This window comes from Rothia sp. SCPM-O-B-18226 (M350) (genome assembly GCF_058213595.1).
Map to the genome: position 1 here is coordinate 77,371 of NZ_JBYQJS010000004.1, position 17,852 is coordinate 95,222.

12 protein-coding genes are annotated in these 17,852 nt (G+C 58.5%); 2 read left to right on the forward strand and 10 right to left on the reverse strand.

Annotated features, from left to right (window positions below; translation table 11 throughout):
- Window positions 1-256 precede the first annotated feature (256 nt).
- The 6 genes from AC3E6W_RS07175 to AC3E6W_RS07200 form a co-directional block, all read right to left on the reverse strand.
- On the reverse strand, window positions 257-1,954 hold the full coding sequence (locus AC3E6W_RS07175; protein WP_070679673.1) for an ABC transporter family substrate-binding protein: 1,698 nt from the start codon (window positions 1,952-1,954) through the stop codon (window positions 257-259).
- A 414-nt stretch (window positions 1,955-2,368) separates the two neighbouring features.
- Window positions 2,369-4,462 carry an ABC transporter ATP-binding protein gene (locus AC3E6W_RS07180; RefSeq protein ID WP_304025076.1) on the reverse strand — a complete coding sequence of 698 codons (2,094 nt, stop codon included), beginning with the start codon at window positions 4,460-4,462 and terminating at the stop codon, window positions 2,369-2,371.
- Window positions 4,462-5,439, reverse strand: a complete 978-nt coding sequence (locus AC3E6W_RS07185) for an ABC transporter permease (protein ID WP_049333950.1) — start codon at window positions 5,437-5,439, stop codon at window positions 4,462-4,464. Before AC3E6W_RS07185 ends, AC3E6W_RS07180 begins: the two co-directional genes overlap by 1 nt.
- A complete protein-coding gene (locus tag AC3E6W_RS07190; protein ID WP_070648347.1) occupies window positions 5,436-6,431 on the reverse strand; it encodes an ABC transporter permease in 996 nt (331 codons plus the stop codon). The genes AC3E6W_RS07185 and AC3E6W_RS07190 overlap by 4 nt, the downstream gene beginning before the upstream one ends.
- Before the next feature lie 517 nt (window positions 6,432-6,948).
- On the reverse strand, window positions 6,949-8,676 hold the full coding sequence (locus tag AC3E6W_RS07195) for an MDR family MFS transporter (protein WP_304025075.1): 1,728 nt from the start codon (window positions 8,674-8,676) through the stop codon (window positions 6,949-6,951).
- Between the two features lie 128 nt (window positions 8,677-8,804).
- Entirely contained in the window at window positions 8,805-9,482 is a 678-nt protein-coding gene (locus AC3E6W_RS07200) for a TetR/AcrR family transcriptional regulator (protein ID WP_049347283.1), read from the reverse strand.
- A 170-nt stretch (window positions 9,483-9,652) separates the two neighbouring features.
- On the opposite strand from AC3E6W_RS07200, the gene cls reads away from it, so the two are divergent.
- Window positions 9,653-11,131, forward strand: coding sequence for a cardiolipin synthase (cls, locus tag AC3E6W_RS07205; RefSeq protein WP_313967952.1), 1,479 nt, complete (start codon window positions 9,653-9,655; stop codon window positions 11,129-11,131).
- A 99-nt stretch (window positions 11,132-11,230) separates the two neighbouring features.
- On the opposite strand, the gene AC3E6W_RS07210 is transcribed toward cls, so the two are convergent.
- A complete protein-coding gene (locus tag AC3E6W_RS07210; RefSeq protein ID WP_490652716.1) occupies window positions 11,231-12,328 on the reverse strand; it encodes a YdcF family protein in 1,098 nt (365 codons plus the stop codon).
- Window positions 12,329-12,533: 205 nt separating this feature from the next.
- Window positions 12,534-13,730: an RNase H family protein gene (locus tag AC3E6W_RS07215; RefSeq protein WP_070679784.1), complete on the reverse strand. Its 1,197-nt coding sequence runs from the start codon at window positions 13,728-13,730 to the stop codon at window positions 12,534-12,536.
- Between the two features lie 254 nt (window positions 13,731-13,984).
- On the opposite strand from AC3E6W_RS07215, the gene AC3E6W_RS07220 reads away from it, so the two are divergent.
- Window positions 13,985-14,263, forward strand: coding sequence for a putative quinol monooxygenase (locus AC3E6W_RS07220; protein WP_490652717.1), 279 nt, complete (start codon window positions 13,985-13,987; stop codon window positions 14,261-14,263).
- Window positions 14,264-14,350: 87 nt separating this feature from the next.
- On the opposite strand, the gene AC3E6W_RS07225 is transcribed toward AC3E6W_RS07220, so the two are convergent.
- Window positions 14,351-15,385 (reverse strand): 2-oxoglutarate dehydrogenase, encoded by a 1,035-nt coding sequence (locus AC3E6W_RS07225; protein WP_490652718.1) that lies wholly within the window; start codon window positions 15,383-15,385, stop codon window positions 14,351-14,353.
- Between the two features lie 251 nt (window positions 15,386-15,636).
- A complete protein-coding gene (gene ilvD / locus AC3E6W_RS07230) occupies window positions 15,637-17,481 on the reverse strand; it encodes a dihydroxy-acid dehydratase (RefSeq protein WP_070483302.1) in 1,845 nt (614 codons plus the stop codon).
- Window positions 17,482-17,852 lie beyond the last annotated feature (371 nt).

The window sequence follows — 17,852 nt, forward strand, 5'->3', positions numbered from 1 at the left end:
CGAGAGCGAAAACCAAGCATTTTCACAATATTTCTTAATATTTATCGTGTTTTTTGAATATTCATACTATGAATACCCGGTATTTGTACAAATTTTTCGGATTTTATCGGATAGCTATACCACCGCTCCCCTGCATCGGCATACAGAAGCACCCCAAGCAAACCCTCCGAAAATGCAAAAGTGTCCACCCGGATCATCCGGGTGGACACTTTCAATAGCTCTAAGCTATTCACCTAGTAGGCGAAGGGCTGAGGACTTACTTAGCCCAACCAACCTTCTCCCAGTGAATACCATTGCCCTGGTAGAGGGAAACGCCGTAGTTGCGCAGACCCTTCTTGACGAACTTGTACTCGGGGCCATTGAACAGCGGAACCATCACAGCAACCTCGGCCATGTGCTTCTTCTCAATGTCGTTGCAAGCCTGGTTACGTGCCTTGTCATCAGAGATGAGCTTCATCTTCTCAATCAGCTCGTTGATTTCGTCGGTACCGGCATCCTCGGGCTTCTCGCGCAGGTAGAACTGCTGGGTAGCCTGAGTAGCATCCGGGTCGGTCAGGCCGTAGCCCGATGCGGTAGCGTCGTAATCCTTAGCCTGCATTGCCTTGCCGAATTCGCTAGCAGCGCGAGCATCGAGCTCAACGTTAATACCGGCATCCTTCAGCTGCTGCACGATGGTCTGAGCCACAGCCTTAGAGGTGGGGTCCTCGCCGAAGACGGAGTACTTGAAGGTGGCCTGCTTGCCGTCCTTCTCGTAGAACTCGCCGTTCTTGGTGTAGCCAGCCTCTTCCAGAATCTTGGAAGCAGCAGCTGCATCGTTGTTCGGGGTCGGGTAAACGTCCTGGTAGTACTCGGAGAAGGGCATGTGGATCATCGAACCAGGCTGCTTCTCTTCGTAGTCCAGGCCCTGGAAGCGCACCTTGGAAATAGCTTCGCGCTTCAGGCCTGCCATAACCGCGCGGCGCAGAGCAACATCCTGCATGCGGGCGGGGTTCATGATCATACCGCCGGAGAAGAGGCGGACACCGCGACGCATCTCGGTGTTAGCAACTTCCTTCAGTTCCTTGTAGCTTGCGGCAGCCGTAGCGGGGGCAGCGTCAATCTCATCGTTCTTGAACGCCGCACGCTCAGCAGCGGTGTCCATCTGACGGAAGACGATGCGCTCCAGAATGGGCTTCTCACCCCACCACTTCTCGTTGCGGGTCAGGGTCAGGGTCTTCTCGGAGGAGTTCCAGCCACCCTCGGCAATGGTGAAGGGACCGGCAGCGTACTCGGGGTGCGGGTTGTCCACGAAACCACTGTTGAAGAGTTCCTTATCCAGCAGAGCCGGGTGCAGAATCTCGCCGAAGAGGATGTTCACCGGGTAGTACGGCTTAGCGAAGGTGACCTTCACCTTGAAGTCATCACCGTCACGCTCCACGGAGCCAACGCTACCGTAAATACCGCTGGTCTCGATCTTGTAGTCACCGTCGGTGCTCTTGAGGATGTTCCAGGTAGCCTGCAGGGCCTTGTAGTCGATGGGGGTACCATCGTTGAACTTAGCCTGGGGGTTCAGCTCGATGGAGACCACAGGTACGCCGTTCTCCTCGGAAACGTCGAAGCTCTTGGCAAACTCGGGAGACAGGGTGCGCTTGCCCATGGGGTCTGCCTGCCAGATGCCGTTGTAGTACACGGGGCTCAGAGCAGCCTGGGTGTAGGCAGTGACATTGGTGCCAAGAAGGTTGAAGTCAGGACCGAGCGAAGTCACGGACAGGCGCAGAGTGCCGCCATCCTTCAGCTCAGAAACAGCGGTCTCAGCGATGTCGTACAGTTCCTTGGAATCGGTGCCTGCGGTTGCGCCCTGGGTGGTGGCCTTGGAGTCCTTCGACGAGCCGCACGCAGCCAGTACGCCCACAGCGCTCAGCGCTACAGCGCCACCGAGAACGGTACGACGATTCAGGATGAAATTCTTCTCCATGAGAGTGTCCTCTTATATGTATGACCCTCAATAATCCCGCAGGAAAGCGTCAAGGATTCCCTGCTCACGCGCCGCCCGAAGGGTGCGGTGAGCGATGAATTAGTGCCGGTCTATGAATGTGTTCCTTCGGGTGCGCCCCTAGCGACGCGCCCCTAGGGTTAATTATTACCCACCCTCCATTCAGATGCCCTCCCATAAATATTCATATCTTGAATATTGAGAAAGGTTACGCCTTGTCAAGGAGAAATTAACTTATACATCAGTGCATCCTCAGTGCCGAGAACCACACAAGAAAGCACAGCCCGGGCCGCTACCACGGTCGCAAATACCGCGGAGAACAGAAAACCCGAGGGGCGAGCATCCAATGGATACTCGCCCCTCGGCACACATGCGACTTTTCAGCCGACTCTAGAGCTACACCATGGCCGCTTCGGCTTCAGGGTAGTAGCAAGCATAACCGTGATCCTCACCCTCAACGTGAGTAATCTCGGGCATCTCCTCCAGGCAACGCCGCTTCTTATCCTCGGGCAGCAGCTTGAAGATCGGGCAACGGCTCGAGAAGCCGCAACCCTTCGGAGCGTTCACCGGGGTGGGCAGGTCGCCTTCCAGCATGATGCGGTGGCGGTTAGCCTCAACCTCGGGATCGGGAACCGGGATGGCCGAGAGCAGAGCACGGGTGTACGGGTGGATCGGGTTGTCGAACACGCGGTCGACGTCACCAATCTCCACGATGCGACCCAGGTACATCACCGCGACGCGATCGGAGGCGTGGCGAATCACCGCGAGGTCGTGAGCCACCATCAGGTAGCTCAGGCCCAGGTTGGCACGCAGCTCCTCGAGCAGGTTAATCACACCCGCCTGAACCGACACATCCAGCGCCGACACCGGCTCATCCAGAACCACCAGCTTGGGGTTCACAGCCAGCGCACGGGCGATACCGATACGCTGACGCTGACCGCCCGAGAACTGGTTCGGGAAGCGGTTCACGTGGTCGGGCTGCAGACCCACGGTACGCATCAGCTCGACGACGCGCTTCTTAATCTCGGACTTCTTCATGCCCTGGTTCTCCAGGGGCTCAGCCAAGACCTCAAAGACGGTGAAGCGCGGGTCCAGGGCACCGGTCGGGTCCTGGAACACCATCTGCTGGTTCTTACGCAGTGCAAGAATCTCACCGGCGGACTTGCCGTCCTTGGTGGAGACGCCGTTAATCAGAATCTCACCGTCGGTGTTCTTGTTGAACTCCATGATTTCCAGCAGGGTGGTGGTCTTACCACAACCGGACTCACCCACGATAGAGAAGCACTCGCCCTCGCGAATATCGAAGGTCACGCCGTTCACGGCCTTCACGGTACCCACGCGGCGCTTGATGAGAGCACCCTTCATGAGCGGGAAGTGCTTCTTGACGTTGCGCACCTCCAGCACGGGAGCGCGCTCCTCGCGCGGAATACCGTCGAAGCTGGATACGGGAGGCTCGGGAACCGGGTACAGTTCCTCCGCAGTCTTACCCACCAGATCCTGCGAGATGGTGCAGGAGGAGTAGTGGCCCTCGCCCACACCCTCGAGCGGCTGCAGATCGGGCTCACCGTTGGAGTCCTGGCAGCACTGGCCGCCGCTCTTGGCAATCGGGCAACGCTCACGGAAGGAGCAGCAGGTCACGGGCTTAATCAGGTTCGGCGGGGTACCCTCAATCGGAACCAGCGAAACCTTCTCGGAGCGGTCCACGCGAGGCACCGCACCCAGCAGACCGATGGTGTACGGGTGCGAGGGGTACTTGTACAGGTCCTCGGCCTTGGCAATCTCCACCGGCTTACCGGCGTACATCACCAGGATGTCGTCAGCCATGCCCGCCACGACGCCCAGGTCGTGGGTAATCATGATGGTGGCCGCGCCGGTCTCCTCCTGGGCCTTCTGCATGACCTCCAGCACCTGCGCCTGGATGGTCACATCCAGTGCGGTGGTGGGCTCGTCAGCAATCAGCACGCGGGGGTCGTTCGCAATCGCCATAGCGATCATGATGCGCTGGCGCATACCGCCCGAGAACTCGTGCGGGAAGGAACGCAGACGATCGGCCGGCGAGGGAATACCCACCATGCGCATCAGCTCGATGGAGCGCTCCTTGATGGCCTGCTTGCTCATGCCCTTGTTGTGGACCTTGAGCACCTCGGCAATCTGGTCACCAATGGTGTACACGGGGGTCAGCGAGGACAGCGGATCCTGGAAAATCATGGAGATGTGCTTGCCACGGTAGGCACACATTTCCTTGTCGTTCAGGCCCAGCAGCTCGGTACCGTTGTACTTAATCGAACCGGTGATGTCCGCGGTGGTCGGGTGCAGACCCATGATGGCCATCGAAGCCACCGACTTACCGGAACCGGACTCACCCACGATACCCAGGGTCTTGCCCGGGTACAGGTCGAAGTTCACACCGCGCACGGCGTGCACGACGCCGTTTTCGGTGTTGAATCGGACGTTGAGGTCCTTAACGCTCAGAACGGGAGAGGTGCTCATTAGTTCTTCGCCTCCTTCTTCTCGTTCTTCTTAGACTTCTTGATCTTACCGACCGACATGGAGGTCGGGTCGAAGGCGTCACGCAGACCGTCGTTCATGAGGGCCAGCGGACCAACCAGCAGGAAGAAGAACAGAACCGGGAACCAGAACATGTGCGGCAGGGTGTTAATCTGCTGCGAAGCATCCGAAATCAGCGAACCCAGCGAGTAGTTCGGGTACTTAATACCGATGCCGATGAAGGAGTAGGCAACCTCGGAGAGCACAGCGTTCATAATGCCGCTGGTGAAGTTCAGAACCAGCAGGGAGCCGATGTTCGGCACCAGGTGGCGCATCACAATCTTGAAGGGGTGCACACCCATGTAGCGTGCAGCCTTCACGAAGTCGCGGCTGATGAGGGACTGTGCCATTGCACGAATCACACGGGCGCTACCCATCCAGCCGAAGGCAATCAGCACGGCGGAGAGCAGAATCCAGGTCGGCACGCTCTTCTGAATCTGCTTACCAACCTGACCGTTGATCAGGATAGCCAGAATCAGCAGAGAGGGAACCATGATGAGGGTTTCCAGGATGAAGAGCATGATCTTATCGATCCAGCCACCGAAGTAGGCCATCACACAGCCGTACACTGCGGAAATCAGCACGGTTGCCAGACCAACGATCACACCGATTTCGAGGGAGGTCCACACGGCCTCCACCATCATGGCGAACACGTCGTTACCAGCAATGGTGGTACCGAACCAGTGGTCGGCACTCGGGCCTTCACCCAGAGCCATGTAGTCAATATCGTTCGGCTTGTACTTAGTCAGGTACTTACCGAACAGGCCGAACAGACCCATACCGATGAAGACCGCGAGGCCGAAGACAGCCGCCTTGTTACGCAGGAAGCGGCGCAGAATAATGACGTTCTTGTTGATGACCTTGAAGTCACCGTTCTCCTGTACCACCGGCACGGAGGAAGTTGCAGTTACCTGGCTCATGAGATCCTCACTCGGGGGTCAACGATGGTGGTCGCGATATCAGCGATAATCGCACCTACAGCGAACAGTGCAGAACCGTACGCGAGGGTCACGGTCGCAGCGTTCACATCCTGCGAGGAGATGGAGTCAATCGACCACTTACCAATACCGGGCCACGCGAACACGCTCTCGGCGAAGAATGCACCCGCGAAGATCAGCGGAATCTGGTAGGCGATGGACTGCGCCACGGGAATGAAGGACACGCGCAGAGCGTGACGGGTAATAGCCTGGTTACGGGTCAGGCCCTTAGCGCGAGCGGTACGCACGAAGTCTGCGTTCACGTTATCGAGCAGGTACTGACGCTGGGCAATCTGGTAGCCAGCCCAACCGAAGATGGTCATACAGAAGGTCGGCACGATGTAGTGTGCGGCCATATCGATGGTAATCTCCCAGAAGCCCGTCAGGCCCGGGGTCGAAATACCGGTCACGTAGAAAATCTTCTCGCCACCATTAGCAACAGCAATGTTGTTGATAGTGGTCGCGCCCTGCTGCACCACGAAGTAAGCAACGGGAGCGGGGATGATGTAGACCAGGTAGGAGTAACCGGTAATAACACGGTCAGAGAACTTGTACTGGCGAGCTGCCGAGTACACACCCAGGGCGATACCAATCACGATGGACAGGATGGTCGCAACCAGCAGCAGTCGGGTCGAAACCCATACTCGCTGGCCGAACTCCTGGTTGATGTACGCACCGTTGGGGCTACGACCCCAGTCGAACTTGGTGACCACATTGGTCAGCCATTGAACGTAACGGTCCCAGGGGTTCATCTCGGGGTCAAGACCCAGGGATGCGAAGTTGCGGTTCACCTGCTCGGGGCTGGGCTTCGGAACCTTTTCCTGCTCCAGCAGAGCAGGCTTCAGGGCAGTAACCGCGGCGAAGTAACCCATCGTGGTCGTAATAAAGACCATGACGAGATACGTCAGCGATCGCTGGAGGATGTACCTAAACATGGGACGGTTCCCCTCCTTGTGTAGATGTCGGTGTTAAGGCATGTGTGTCATGCTGTCCCAGTGCACTGCTTCGTGATGACTGTCACTAGGAGCATAGTTACTTTATCTTATATAGCCTGCAACACTTCCACCAAACCCACATTGGACACTTTCACCCCTTAGAACACCCTGTGCAGAGGCTGGAAGGAGACTGTGCAAAAAAATACCCCGGAATTACCGGGGTAAAGGGGTGAATTAATAATTTTTACGAAAATTTTACATCGGAAACATTCTCCGCGACATAAGGACGTTATGACACTTTCGATAGGGGCATTACCGGGGTAAAACACCACGTAAACCCACTAATTCACTGGCTAAGCCAACAGTTCAGAAGGCAGTAGCAGAAGCTAAGGCACACCTCTTAAGCGCGCTATTTAAGGCAACTCAGCCAAAAGCGGCGCCCTGGCACGAGCACACGACTCGCACCGGGGCGCCACTTATATAGGAAGGCAACGCCTCCGCATCTAGTGCTAAGACCCTAGCTCTTAGCGTTAGGCTCCGAATCAGGCGAAGCCTCCGAGCTCAGCGACTCGGCAATACGAGCACGAGCAGAGCCGTGCATGCTCTTCAGAGCCTGCGCATCCTTAGCAGCCATCTCCGGAGTAATTACCGGAATCGCGCCAGTCGCCGCGCGAGCAATATCAACAGCCGGCTCAGTCTCCAGGGTCGTCGCCAACGCATCCTCACGAATGAAGAACAGAAGCAGCGTAGACACCAGACCCAGCGGCACCAGGTACAGGAATAGCGGAATCAGCGCATCGTTATACGCATTCACAATGATGCCGTGCACCGGCTCCGGCAAAGACGCCACCAGCTCAGGAGTCAGAGACGACGACGCGTGACCACCCGAAGACTGCAGCGCCTGCTGCGGCATACGCTCAGAAATCAGCGAGGTCAGACGCGAGGTGAACAGACCACCCACCAGCGAGGCACCCACGGTAGCACCCACCTGACGGAAGAAGTTATTCGACGCCGTCGCGGTACCAACCACGCTCACCGGGAACGCATTCTGAACAATCAGAGTCAAGAACTGCATGGACATACCCAGACCGGCACCCATCACCGCAAGGTACACACAGAACAGCCAGGTCGGGGTATCAACATTCACGGTCGACAGCAGGAACAGGCCCAGCGCCACAATCGCGGTACCACTCGTCACGTAACGCTTGTAGCGACCAGTCTTCGACACCACGCGGCCCGTCACAATGGACACCACCAGCATGACGCCCATCATCGGAATCATCAGCAGACCGGCAACCGTAGCGCTCACACCCAGCGCCATCTGCAGGTAAGTCGGGATGTACTCCACCGCACCGAACATCGCCACACCCAGCGCCAGCGAAGCACCCAGAGTCAGCAGGAAGTTACGGTTCTTGAACAGGTACATGGGCATGACCGGCTCAGTCGCACGGTTCTCCACCGGGATGAACACCAGCGCAGCAACCACCGAGAAGACCAGCAGGCCAATAATCTGCGGCGAAGTCCACTCGTACTGGTTACCGCCCCAAATCGTGGCAAGCACCAGCGCACTCGTGCCCGCCATCAGAATCAGCGAGCCAAGGTAGTCGATGCTGTGCTTCTCACGCTCACGGAACGGGCGGTGCGGCAGCAAGAAAATCACCGCAAGAATCGACAGAATAGCCAGCGGCAGGTTCAGCCAGAACGCCCAGCGCCAACCCGGACCCTCAGTAATCCAGCCACCAATCAGCGGACCAGCCACCGACGAGAACGCGAAAACGCCACCAATAATACCCATATAGCGGCCGCGGTCGCGGGGAGGAATCACATCGGCAATCACGGCCTGAGACAGAATCATCAGACCACCACCGCCCAGACCCTGCAGGGCACGAGCAAAAATCAGCCAGTTCATGCTCTGCGCGAGCGCACCAACCACGGAACCCGCCATGAAAGCAACAATCGCAAAAATCAGGAAGGGCTTGCGTCCGAACTGGTCGGAAAGCTTACCGTAGACCGGCATCGTAATGGTCGAAAGCAGGATGAAAATGGTAATTACCCAGCTCATGTGCTCCACGCCGTGTAGCTCACCCACGATTGTGGGCAGTGACGGCGCCAGAATCGTCTGGTTCAGCGAGGACATGAGCATCACAACGACCAAGCCCAAGAACATGGCGCGGATGCGGTTTTTACTTTCCTGCTTAGCCTCGCCTGCTGGCGGCTGAGGTAGGTTCTTTTCCTCTGTACTCATCGATAATCCTTAGTTACGTTCAATATGTGTCTGTTGCGGGTGCCCGCCAGAATCCACGTTCTGGTTCCAGCAGGCGGGTTTCTGTAGCCCGTGTATAGCCGTGTGTAGCCAAGGGCGGTGAACCGCCGCTAGATTGCAGGCCTACCCTGCTCAAAAAGCAGGAACTGGTAGGTTTTCACCGTCTGTCGAATACCGCGGTTAATTTCTTCCTCATCCTCAAGGTGGCGAGCAAACTCCAGCTGACGCAACACCGCCGAGGCCAGCTGCACCTTGGCGCGGGCACGCTCCTGCAGGTGGTCGGTCAGCGGGTCCGACGGGGATCGGCGTGGGAAGGGACCGCGGCGGCCGGCGGCGTCAAAGGCAACCCAGTCAATCGTGTTCAGATACTCGGTGAGCACCTGCTCGCACCGCATGTGGTGCATCTTGAAGCGCTTGGCCGAGTCGGGGAATTCACGACAGTGGGTCTGGAAATCGTTGCTCTTGACCTTGATGTAATAGAAGCTATGGAAAATAATCTGCCACAGCAGGTGGGTGACACGAATAATCGTGTTTTCGTCCTCGTGGAGACGATCGGTTTCAAGGATTTCCTCGCTGACGACCGGTTCGCGCAAACCCAGGACGGCGTCTTCTTTGGAGGGGAAGTAGTTGAAGAAGGTACGGGGCGAGACCCCAGCCTCACGGGCAATTTCCTCAACGGTGGTTCCGCGCATCCCGTGTTCGCGGACGCGCTTGAGGGCCGCTTCGTGGAGGGCGCGCCAGGTCTGTTCGCGTCGTCGTTCTCGAAGGCTCAGTTCCTTTTTCTGCATGAGTGCAATTATTTCATCTCTGCACGGGATGCTCAAGTGAATATTTGCGCTATTGCAATTAGCCGTTCTGTGCCTTTCGTCTCTCCCCTGCAAACGGCACCCCCGACCCGAATCGTAAGGCGCCACCGCACTCCCCCGCACGAATTCACCGGCCACGGCATAATAGACGGGTGAACCTATTTGCCCCCGCATACCTCGACTTCCTCCCCGATTGGCTACGCCTCACCCTCGGTATCCTCGATATCCTGATTCGACTTATCGCTCTCTTCTGGCTGCCCTACAATCGCAAGCCCGTGGTCGCCCTCGGTTGGCTCATGGCTATCTTCTTCATCCCCTACGCCGGATTCTTCGTCTTCCTCGTCTTCGGCTCCTCACGCCTGCCCGCGTACCGACGCGCACGGCAGCACGCCATGAACGATATGATTCGCGAAGCCACCGAAAACAAGCCGGCCCTCACCCGCACCGACGACCTCTCCGACCCCGCTAAGGTAGCCAGCCAGCTCAACTACACCCTCGGTTCTCTCCCCCTCGTCGGCGGCAACCAGTTCACCCTCCACACCGACAACCACCAGGCCATGGTTGAAATGTCCAAGGCCGTGGACCGGGCCACCGAATACGTGCACTTCGAGTTCTACATCGCCGCCTACGACGAATCCAGCGCCGTGCTCTGGGATTCCCTCTTCGCGGCCCACCGCCGCGGAGTGCAGGTACGCGTGCTGATCGACCACATCGGCTCGCGTAAGTACCCCTCCTACAAGCACCTCGTGAAGATGCTCAACGAGTCCGGCATGCAGTGGAAGCTCATGCTGCCGATTAAGCCCTGGAAGCTCAAGTGGCAGCGACCCGACCTGCGTAACCACCGCAAGGTACTCGTCGTAGATGGACAGGTCGCCTTCTCCGGCTCGCAGAACGTCATCGATCGTTCCTACGACACCCCCGAAAACATCAAAAAGGGTTTGCAGTGGAAGGACCTTACGTTCTCCTGCACCGGCCCCATCGTCGAAGAGCTCAACGCCGTCTTCGTCTCCGATTGGTACTCCGAGACGAACCAGCTGCTGCTCGCCGAAATTAACACGGATATCCCCTATGCGGGTGATGGGATGCGCGCCCAGGTTGTGCCCTCCGGCCCCGGTTTCGAGACGGAAAACAACCTGCGCCTCATCAACTACATGATCTACAACGCCGAGCGGCGTATCACCATCTGCTCGCCCTACTTCGTGCCCGAGGAAACCCTGCTTCAGGCGCTCACCAACGCCGCCTACTCAGGCATCGAAACCACCGTGATTGTGTGTGAAAAGGGCGATCAGTTCCTGCCCAACATGGCGCAGCGTTCCTACTACGAGCAGCTGCTCCAGGCGGGTGTGCGCATCCTGCAGTACCCCAGCCCGACCGTGCTGCACTCCAAGTTCATGTTCGTGGACGACGACCTGGCGTTCATCGGCTCCTCGAATATGGACCCGCGCTCCTTCTCGCTCAACATGGAGGTTTCCACCTTTATTACCGACCGCGCCATGGTCACCATGCTTGAGGAGGTCACGGCCGATTACGAAAGCAAGTGCACCGAGCTGCTGTACACCCAGTGGGCTGAGCGTCCGCGCCGCATCAAGGTGATTGAGAACCTCTGCCGATTGTGGTCATCGCTCCTCTAAATAAAACTGCCCACCCGGATAACCCCGGGTGGGCAGTTTTATTGTATGAGGCGCTATCGCAGGATGCACCGGGCTACAAGCTAAAGCCGCCGCTGGAGGCTAGATCGGCTCGCCCGGGCCCACCAAACCTGCGGAGTGCATCCACCACACGAAGAGCACCACTGCAATGTAGAGGACCGTGCACAGGCTCAAAGTAATGATGTGGCGGCGGCGAGTCATGCTCAAATAGCCGATGAACTCGCGAATAAACGCGTTCACCGCAAAATACACCTTCGTACGAGCCCCCGCGCCCCAGCATTTCAGGCCCAGCGAACGCGCCAAAAGCAGGGCTCGGAAGAGGTGGTAGTTCGTAGTTGCGAGCGCCACCTTCGGGGTCTTTCCCTCGGCAACCTCCGGCATCAGAGCGTAAGAGAAGAGCAGGTTCTCGCGGGTATTCACCGCGCGGTCCTCCACAATAACGTCTGTCTCGGGAATACCACGGGATACAGCGTAGCGAGTCATCGCCACACCCTCGGGTACATCCTCATCCGGGCCCTGACCGCCAGACATAATCAGCTTCGAGCCGGGGTTCTTACGGTAAATTTCAATGCCGCGATTGATACGACCCGCCAGCAGCGGAGTCACCTGGTCCCCCATGAGACCCGAGCCGAGCACCACCACATAGTCAGCCTGCTGACGGAAATTCACCAGATTCAACACTGCCGACACAGTAAAGCCCACCGCGTAGATGGTGAAATAGGTCAGCACCAGCGAAAAATAGAAATAAATTGTTCCCCACACGCCGCCCAACGGAGTGTTCTCCGCCGGACCGGGAGCAAAGAACGGGCCCACAATAAGGGCAATACCGGTAGCCAATGCCAAAGAATTAGTGAGCGAAAAACCCTCACGAACAATAAGACGCACACCGCTATAAAGGAAAAGACCGGTCAAACCCAAAGGCGTAAAAATCGAAAGGATCGCCGGAACGATAACAATGAGGAACGCCAACACCAGCAAAATCTGGTTCTCTGCCACAATCGCCGTTACGCCCAGGCTCGTACCCAGCAACCCCACGGTCGCAATCAGCAACCAGCCGACAAACACGCTACGGCGTTCCCGCAGGTAGAGGCAGATAAAGAGCACCAGCGAAAACACCGTCAGCGCATACAGCACCACCAGCGGAATAGATAGAGAAGAGTCGGGAATCTGAAAAGGCATAAAGGGTCCCAAAAATAAGTGAAGTGCGTGCCCGCTAAAAATCGGGAGATTCAGAAATTCTTCCCCCAATTCTATGCCTGCCTGCACCCACCCCATTCGGAAGCGCTGGGCAGAAAAAGGGTAAAAGAAACACGCGAGGCCTCCACTCGACGCATAGATTCTATGCGGTGGACGCATCGCGCGTTCATTTCTACCCAATTCTATTCTAACGCCACAAACGGTTTCCCGCGTGAATTGAAGAGGGTTTAATCTGCACCCAGTCGGGAGCCATCAGGCGAACCGCCTTCGCGCACCCCGCCAGAGCGGTAATAATCGACTCACAGCGCTGGTTAAATTCGCTTTGATGCCGTTTATCAACAATTTGTCCGGGAAAGTGCCGATGCATTTTCGACACGGAGTCGCTGCTCTCCTGCAGGCCGTGACCGGTATGGCCCGGAACGTGCTTAACCAGCACGCGCTTCTCGCGGATTGCCTCGGTGAGGGAGCGCATCTGGGCGACCACGCGTTCATCCTGCACACCCTCGGAGGCCCAGGTCTCGAAGGTCCAGCGGCTGTGCGCCAGGCGCAACACGAAGGTGATGGCGCCCAAGGAATCGGTATTGATAATCAGGCGGCGCGAACCGCTGTGAAACACGGTATATGCGGCCAGCACGGCCGACAGCTCTCCGGTCATGATATTCACGCCGTCATAGTGAGAGTGAAAGTAAAAGCCGTCCTCGCTCACTCCGGCGATGCCCATGCGGCCACCGCGCTGGTACTTCTTGTTGTGCGTGGAACGAAACGAGCAGTCCGTAAAGACGCTGTAATCCTCCAGCTGTTCAAGTGGGCGGGGGGCAAGAGCGTCGTGCACCATGGCATCCACGGTCTCGCGCGTACGGGTGACCTCGGCCTGCATCCGCTCGTAGGCGGGGGTGCCGGCCAGCTTCACGTGCACCTCACCCAGGGAGTGATTATCGTAGGGGTCCAGCACCTTCTCGAAAGCGCGGTACTCCATAATCGTCTTCAGGTGGTCGCAATCCCGGAACAGGTGCTTCAGATGCTTACGATCGGCCGCAATCGTCACCAGGTTGCAGCGGTACTGCTCCGGGATGTGATCCCAGGCGGCCAACACGGCTCGGCCCAGCAGACGGGGATGCACCTCATCGCAGGACTCCATGAGCGAATGAGTGTGCTGAAAGAGCAGGGGCTCCTCATTAATGACGGCGCGGGTGCCGTCCTGCTTCGAAATAAAAACCACCGTCGACAGCGCCGAGTAGCAAAAACCCTGCGCCTGGCGGTGTTCCTGAGCTACCGCAATGACGGCAACTCCCTGATCGGTGTATCCGGCCGGGTAGGAAGCACTATAGTCGGGCGCTTCCCAGGTCAGGGCGCATCGTTTGATATGAGCCGGTGAAAATACCAACGCGGTCACCTCCCGTGACTACCATTCCGCTTCTCCTTTCATGCGTGCGGATTGACTTACCTTTCTTTTATAGGTCGAAGCTGGAGGAGTCGCAAACATTTGTGAGATTTTTTCCAGTCAGCGAAGGGCCGGCGGCTACCCCCTCCCGCCGGGGTGGACATCCGTCGTGCCTGAACCACGCCGCCGCCCCAAAGGTGTACCGTAAGAGAGTCATCAACGATGCGGCACCAGCCGCCCCACCCAAAGGAGAAACCATGATTGGTGTCTACGCAGGACTGTCCATCAAGCCCGAGCACGTCGAGGAGTTCCTCAAGACCATTGAGCCGCTCGTGACCGCCAGCCGCAAGGACGAGGGCAACGTCAGCTACGACTTCGGCGCCGTCTCCGAAACCGAGTTCGCCTTCATCGAGCGTTGGGAGTCCCAGGCTCTACTGGATGTGCATATGGCCACCGAGCATTTCACCCAGGCCGTCGCCGCATGGGAGCCGCTGCTCGCCTCCGAGCTGGACGTGCGTATCGTCAACTTCCGCTAAGCAGCATCTAAACATACGGTGCCCGGCACCCCTTCCGCTGAGGGGCGCCGGGCACCGTGTGTTAAGTCCCGAAGGCGAGCGCACCCGCTAGTGACGCTCCAGGCCGACCTCAACCGAGTCGAGGGTGAAACCGTTGCCCTCGCTCACGCAGTGCACCTTACCGGTATTCACCGACTTGCAGGTGTACCCGTACGCGGTCACCACCTGACCGGTAGACAGGGCAACAATACCCTCAGTATTCACCGGCTCCGGGGTGGCGGTCTGACCGACCAGGCTCACCTCGGGCGCCTGGCCCTGCACCATGTGCACGCGCTGCTGCGCCTTACCGGATGCGGCATCCCAGCCCTGCAGGGTCACGCCCACCAGCGCCTGGCAGTCCACACCCGACGGGGTCACCGAACACGCGACCTTAGAGTCCGGGCTGGTGAAACGCAGCGCCTCAACAGTCTTCGCAGAATCACCCTGACCGAAAGTGCCGCCACCGTACGCTTCAGCGAAAGTCAGCGTACCCGACAGCATGCGGGTCTGTGCCGGAATCAGCGCCAGGCGCGGCTTCTCAACGCTACCACCCTGCGTGAAGCAGGCACCCGTAATGTAGTCGCGGCCCTGCACCTTCGTAGCGCACTGGTACCACTCAACACTCGCCGTGCCGTCCTGGTTCTTGCGGCTGTTGAAGAGGCGCACCGCCTCCTGAGCCTTCGCGCAATCCGAACCGTCATACACGTAAATACCGGCGGAACCACCCAGCAGACTCGTCACGCCACAGCGAGTACCAGGATCGATAGTGCTCACGGAGCCGCTCGCCGTGGCGTATGCCGCCTCGTACTCGGCGTCGGTGCTCGGCTCATTCGTGGGGGTCGCCACCGAATCGTAGGTTGCAGGGGAATCCAAGCCGGCAGCAATCTGCACGGTATTCGGTTTCCAGGAGCCATCCGCCGCGGTGAACAGGGTCTTAGCGTCCACGGGCGCGGAAGAAGTCGCCACCTTCATCGGGGCGGTTTCAGAATCATCAGCCTGCGGCTGGGCAGAGCAAGAACTCAAAGCGAGCGCACCGATGCAGGCAAGAGCCGCCAGGGCACGGCAAGTAAAGGCACGCTGTGCGCGTGCGGGCAGGGTAATCATGAATACGTCCTCGTGAGGGTTGCGAATTGCGTTGTGTTGAGTGGTTGTGCCGAGTCGGTGAATCGGGTACCTAAATACCCTTCTACACCCTACTGCACCGCAACTGACAAGGCAATACGCCGCACCGGGTATCCCACAACGGTAGACAAAGACGCGCACAAAGAGCAGCGCCCCGCCCGCAGAAAAACCACGGAACGGAGCGCCAGCCCATCAGGGCAAGATATTAAATTCTCACACGATGCGTGAAGGGCTTATGCGTCCTCGGGCAGGATGCGCACGCCACCCTTATCGGCGGATGCGGCCAGCATGCCGTACACCTTCAGGGCGTTCGACACGTGACGCTCACGCGGCTTGGTCGGACGCCACGGTGCAGCGCCCTTCGCCTCGCGGCGAGCAGCCAGCTCCTCATCCGAAACGTTCACACGCAGGATGCGGTTGTTCACGTCAATCTCAATCTCGTCGCCGGTCTGCACCAGGCCGATAGCGCCGCCAGCAGCCGCCTCCGGGGAGACGTGACCAATCGAAATACCAGAGGTACCGCCGGAGAAACGACCGTCAGTAATCAGTGCACACTTCTTACCGAGGCCCAAACCCTTCAGGTAGGAGGTCGGGTACAGCATCTCCTGCATACCCGGGCCGCCCTTCGGGCCCTCGTACTGGATGACGACAACGTCGCCTTCCTTCACGTTCTTCGACAGGATCTCGTACACAGCCTCGTCCTGAGACTCGACCACGAAGGCGCGACCCTTGAAGTGGAACAGCTCCTCATCAATACCAGCGGACTTGATGATTGCGCCGTCCTGGGCGATGTTGCCGTACAGGACCGCCAGGCCGCCGTCCTTGGTGTACGCGTGCTCCACGGCGCGGATGCAACCGTTCTCGGAGTCAGTCTCGTGGGACTCGTACTTGTTCGCGGTCGAGAACGCATGGGTGGTGCGCACGCCACCGGGGGCTGCCAGGAAGAGGTCCTTGGCCTTTTCGCTGGCCTTGCCGCCGCGGATATCCCATTCGTCCAGCCACTCGTCCAGCGAATCAGCGTGAACAGAATGAACGTTCTTGTGCAGCAGGCCGGCACGGTTCAGCTCACCCAGCAGGGCGGGGATACCACCGGCACGGTGCACGTGCTCAATGTGGTACTTAGTGGAGTTCGGGGCAATCTTAGCCAGGCAGGGAACCTGACGCGAAATACGGTCAATGTCATCCAGAGTGAAGTCGGCACCCGCCTCGTGAGCGATCGCCAGGGTGTGCAGCACGGTGTTGGTCGAACCGCCCATCGCCACATCCAGCGCCATAGCGTTCTCGAACGCCTCCTTGGTCGCAATGGAGCGGGGCAGAACCGACTCGTCATCCTGCTCGTAGTAGCGCTTAGCCAGCTCCACGATGCGGCGGCCAGCGTCCAGGAACAGCTCCTTACGAGCCACCTGGGTAGCCAGAGTGGTGCCGTTACCGGGCAGCGCCAGGCCAATCGCCTCGTTCAGGCAGTTCATGGAGTTCGCGGTGAACATACCCGCGCAGGAACCACAGGTCGGGCAGGCATTCTTCTCAACCTGAGCGAGCGCCTCATCGCTGACGCTGTCGTTAACAGCCATCACCATGGCGTCAATCAGGTCGAGGCGGTGCTCAACAACGCCCTCAATACCCTCGCCGGACTCCATCGGGCCGCCGGACACAAAGATAGTGGGGATGTTCAGGCGCATTGCCGCCAGAAGCATACCGGGGGTGATCTTGTCACAGTTAGAGATGCAGACCAGCGCGTCGGCACGGTGCGCGTTCACCATGTACTCGACCGAGTCAGCAATCAGGTCGCGGGAAGGCAGCGAGTAGAGCATCCCGTCGTGGCCCATCGCGATACCGTCATCAACGGCGATGGTGTTGAATTCCTTGGCGACGCCGCCAGCCTCACGGATAGCGCCGGCGACCAGTTCACCCATGTTCTTCAGGTGCACGTGACCGGGCACGAACTGAGTGAAAGAGTTCGCGATAGCAATAATGGGCTTACCGAAATCGTCATCGCCCATGCCGGTGGCACGCCACAGGGCGCGGGCACCAGCCATGTTACGGCCGTGAGTTGAAGTACGTGAACGCAGTTCTGGCATTGTTTTACCTTCCGTAGTGATGCAAGTACTGATTTTACGCGCGGCGTCCAACGCTCTTCAGCTCAGGGTCACTTTGGTTTCATGCATCGAAACGCGCACGAGCCTGCAACCGCCTATCGGTGGGAGGGCTGAGGCCACGGAGTTGTGCCGGATCTGCGGCAGAATTGCCCCCTTTGGGGTAGATGGGGGGACATCACCCCATTATGCCCCCTAATCTGGAATGAGCCCAGGTTGCGGGCGGCGATATTCAAGCGGCGAACGCACCGGGAGGCGGCAGGCGTCTATGTCTGCCGCGGACGAACCTCGCTGCGCATATGTAGCACCGACGCGGTTTGTTTCTAACGCACTGATTTATACACGCTTTTATACAC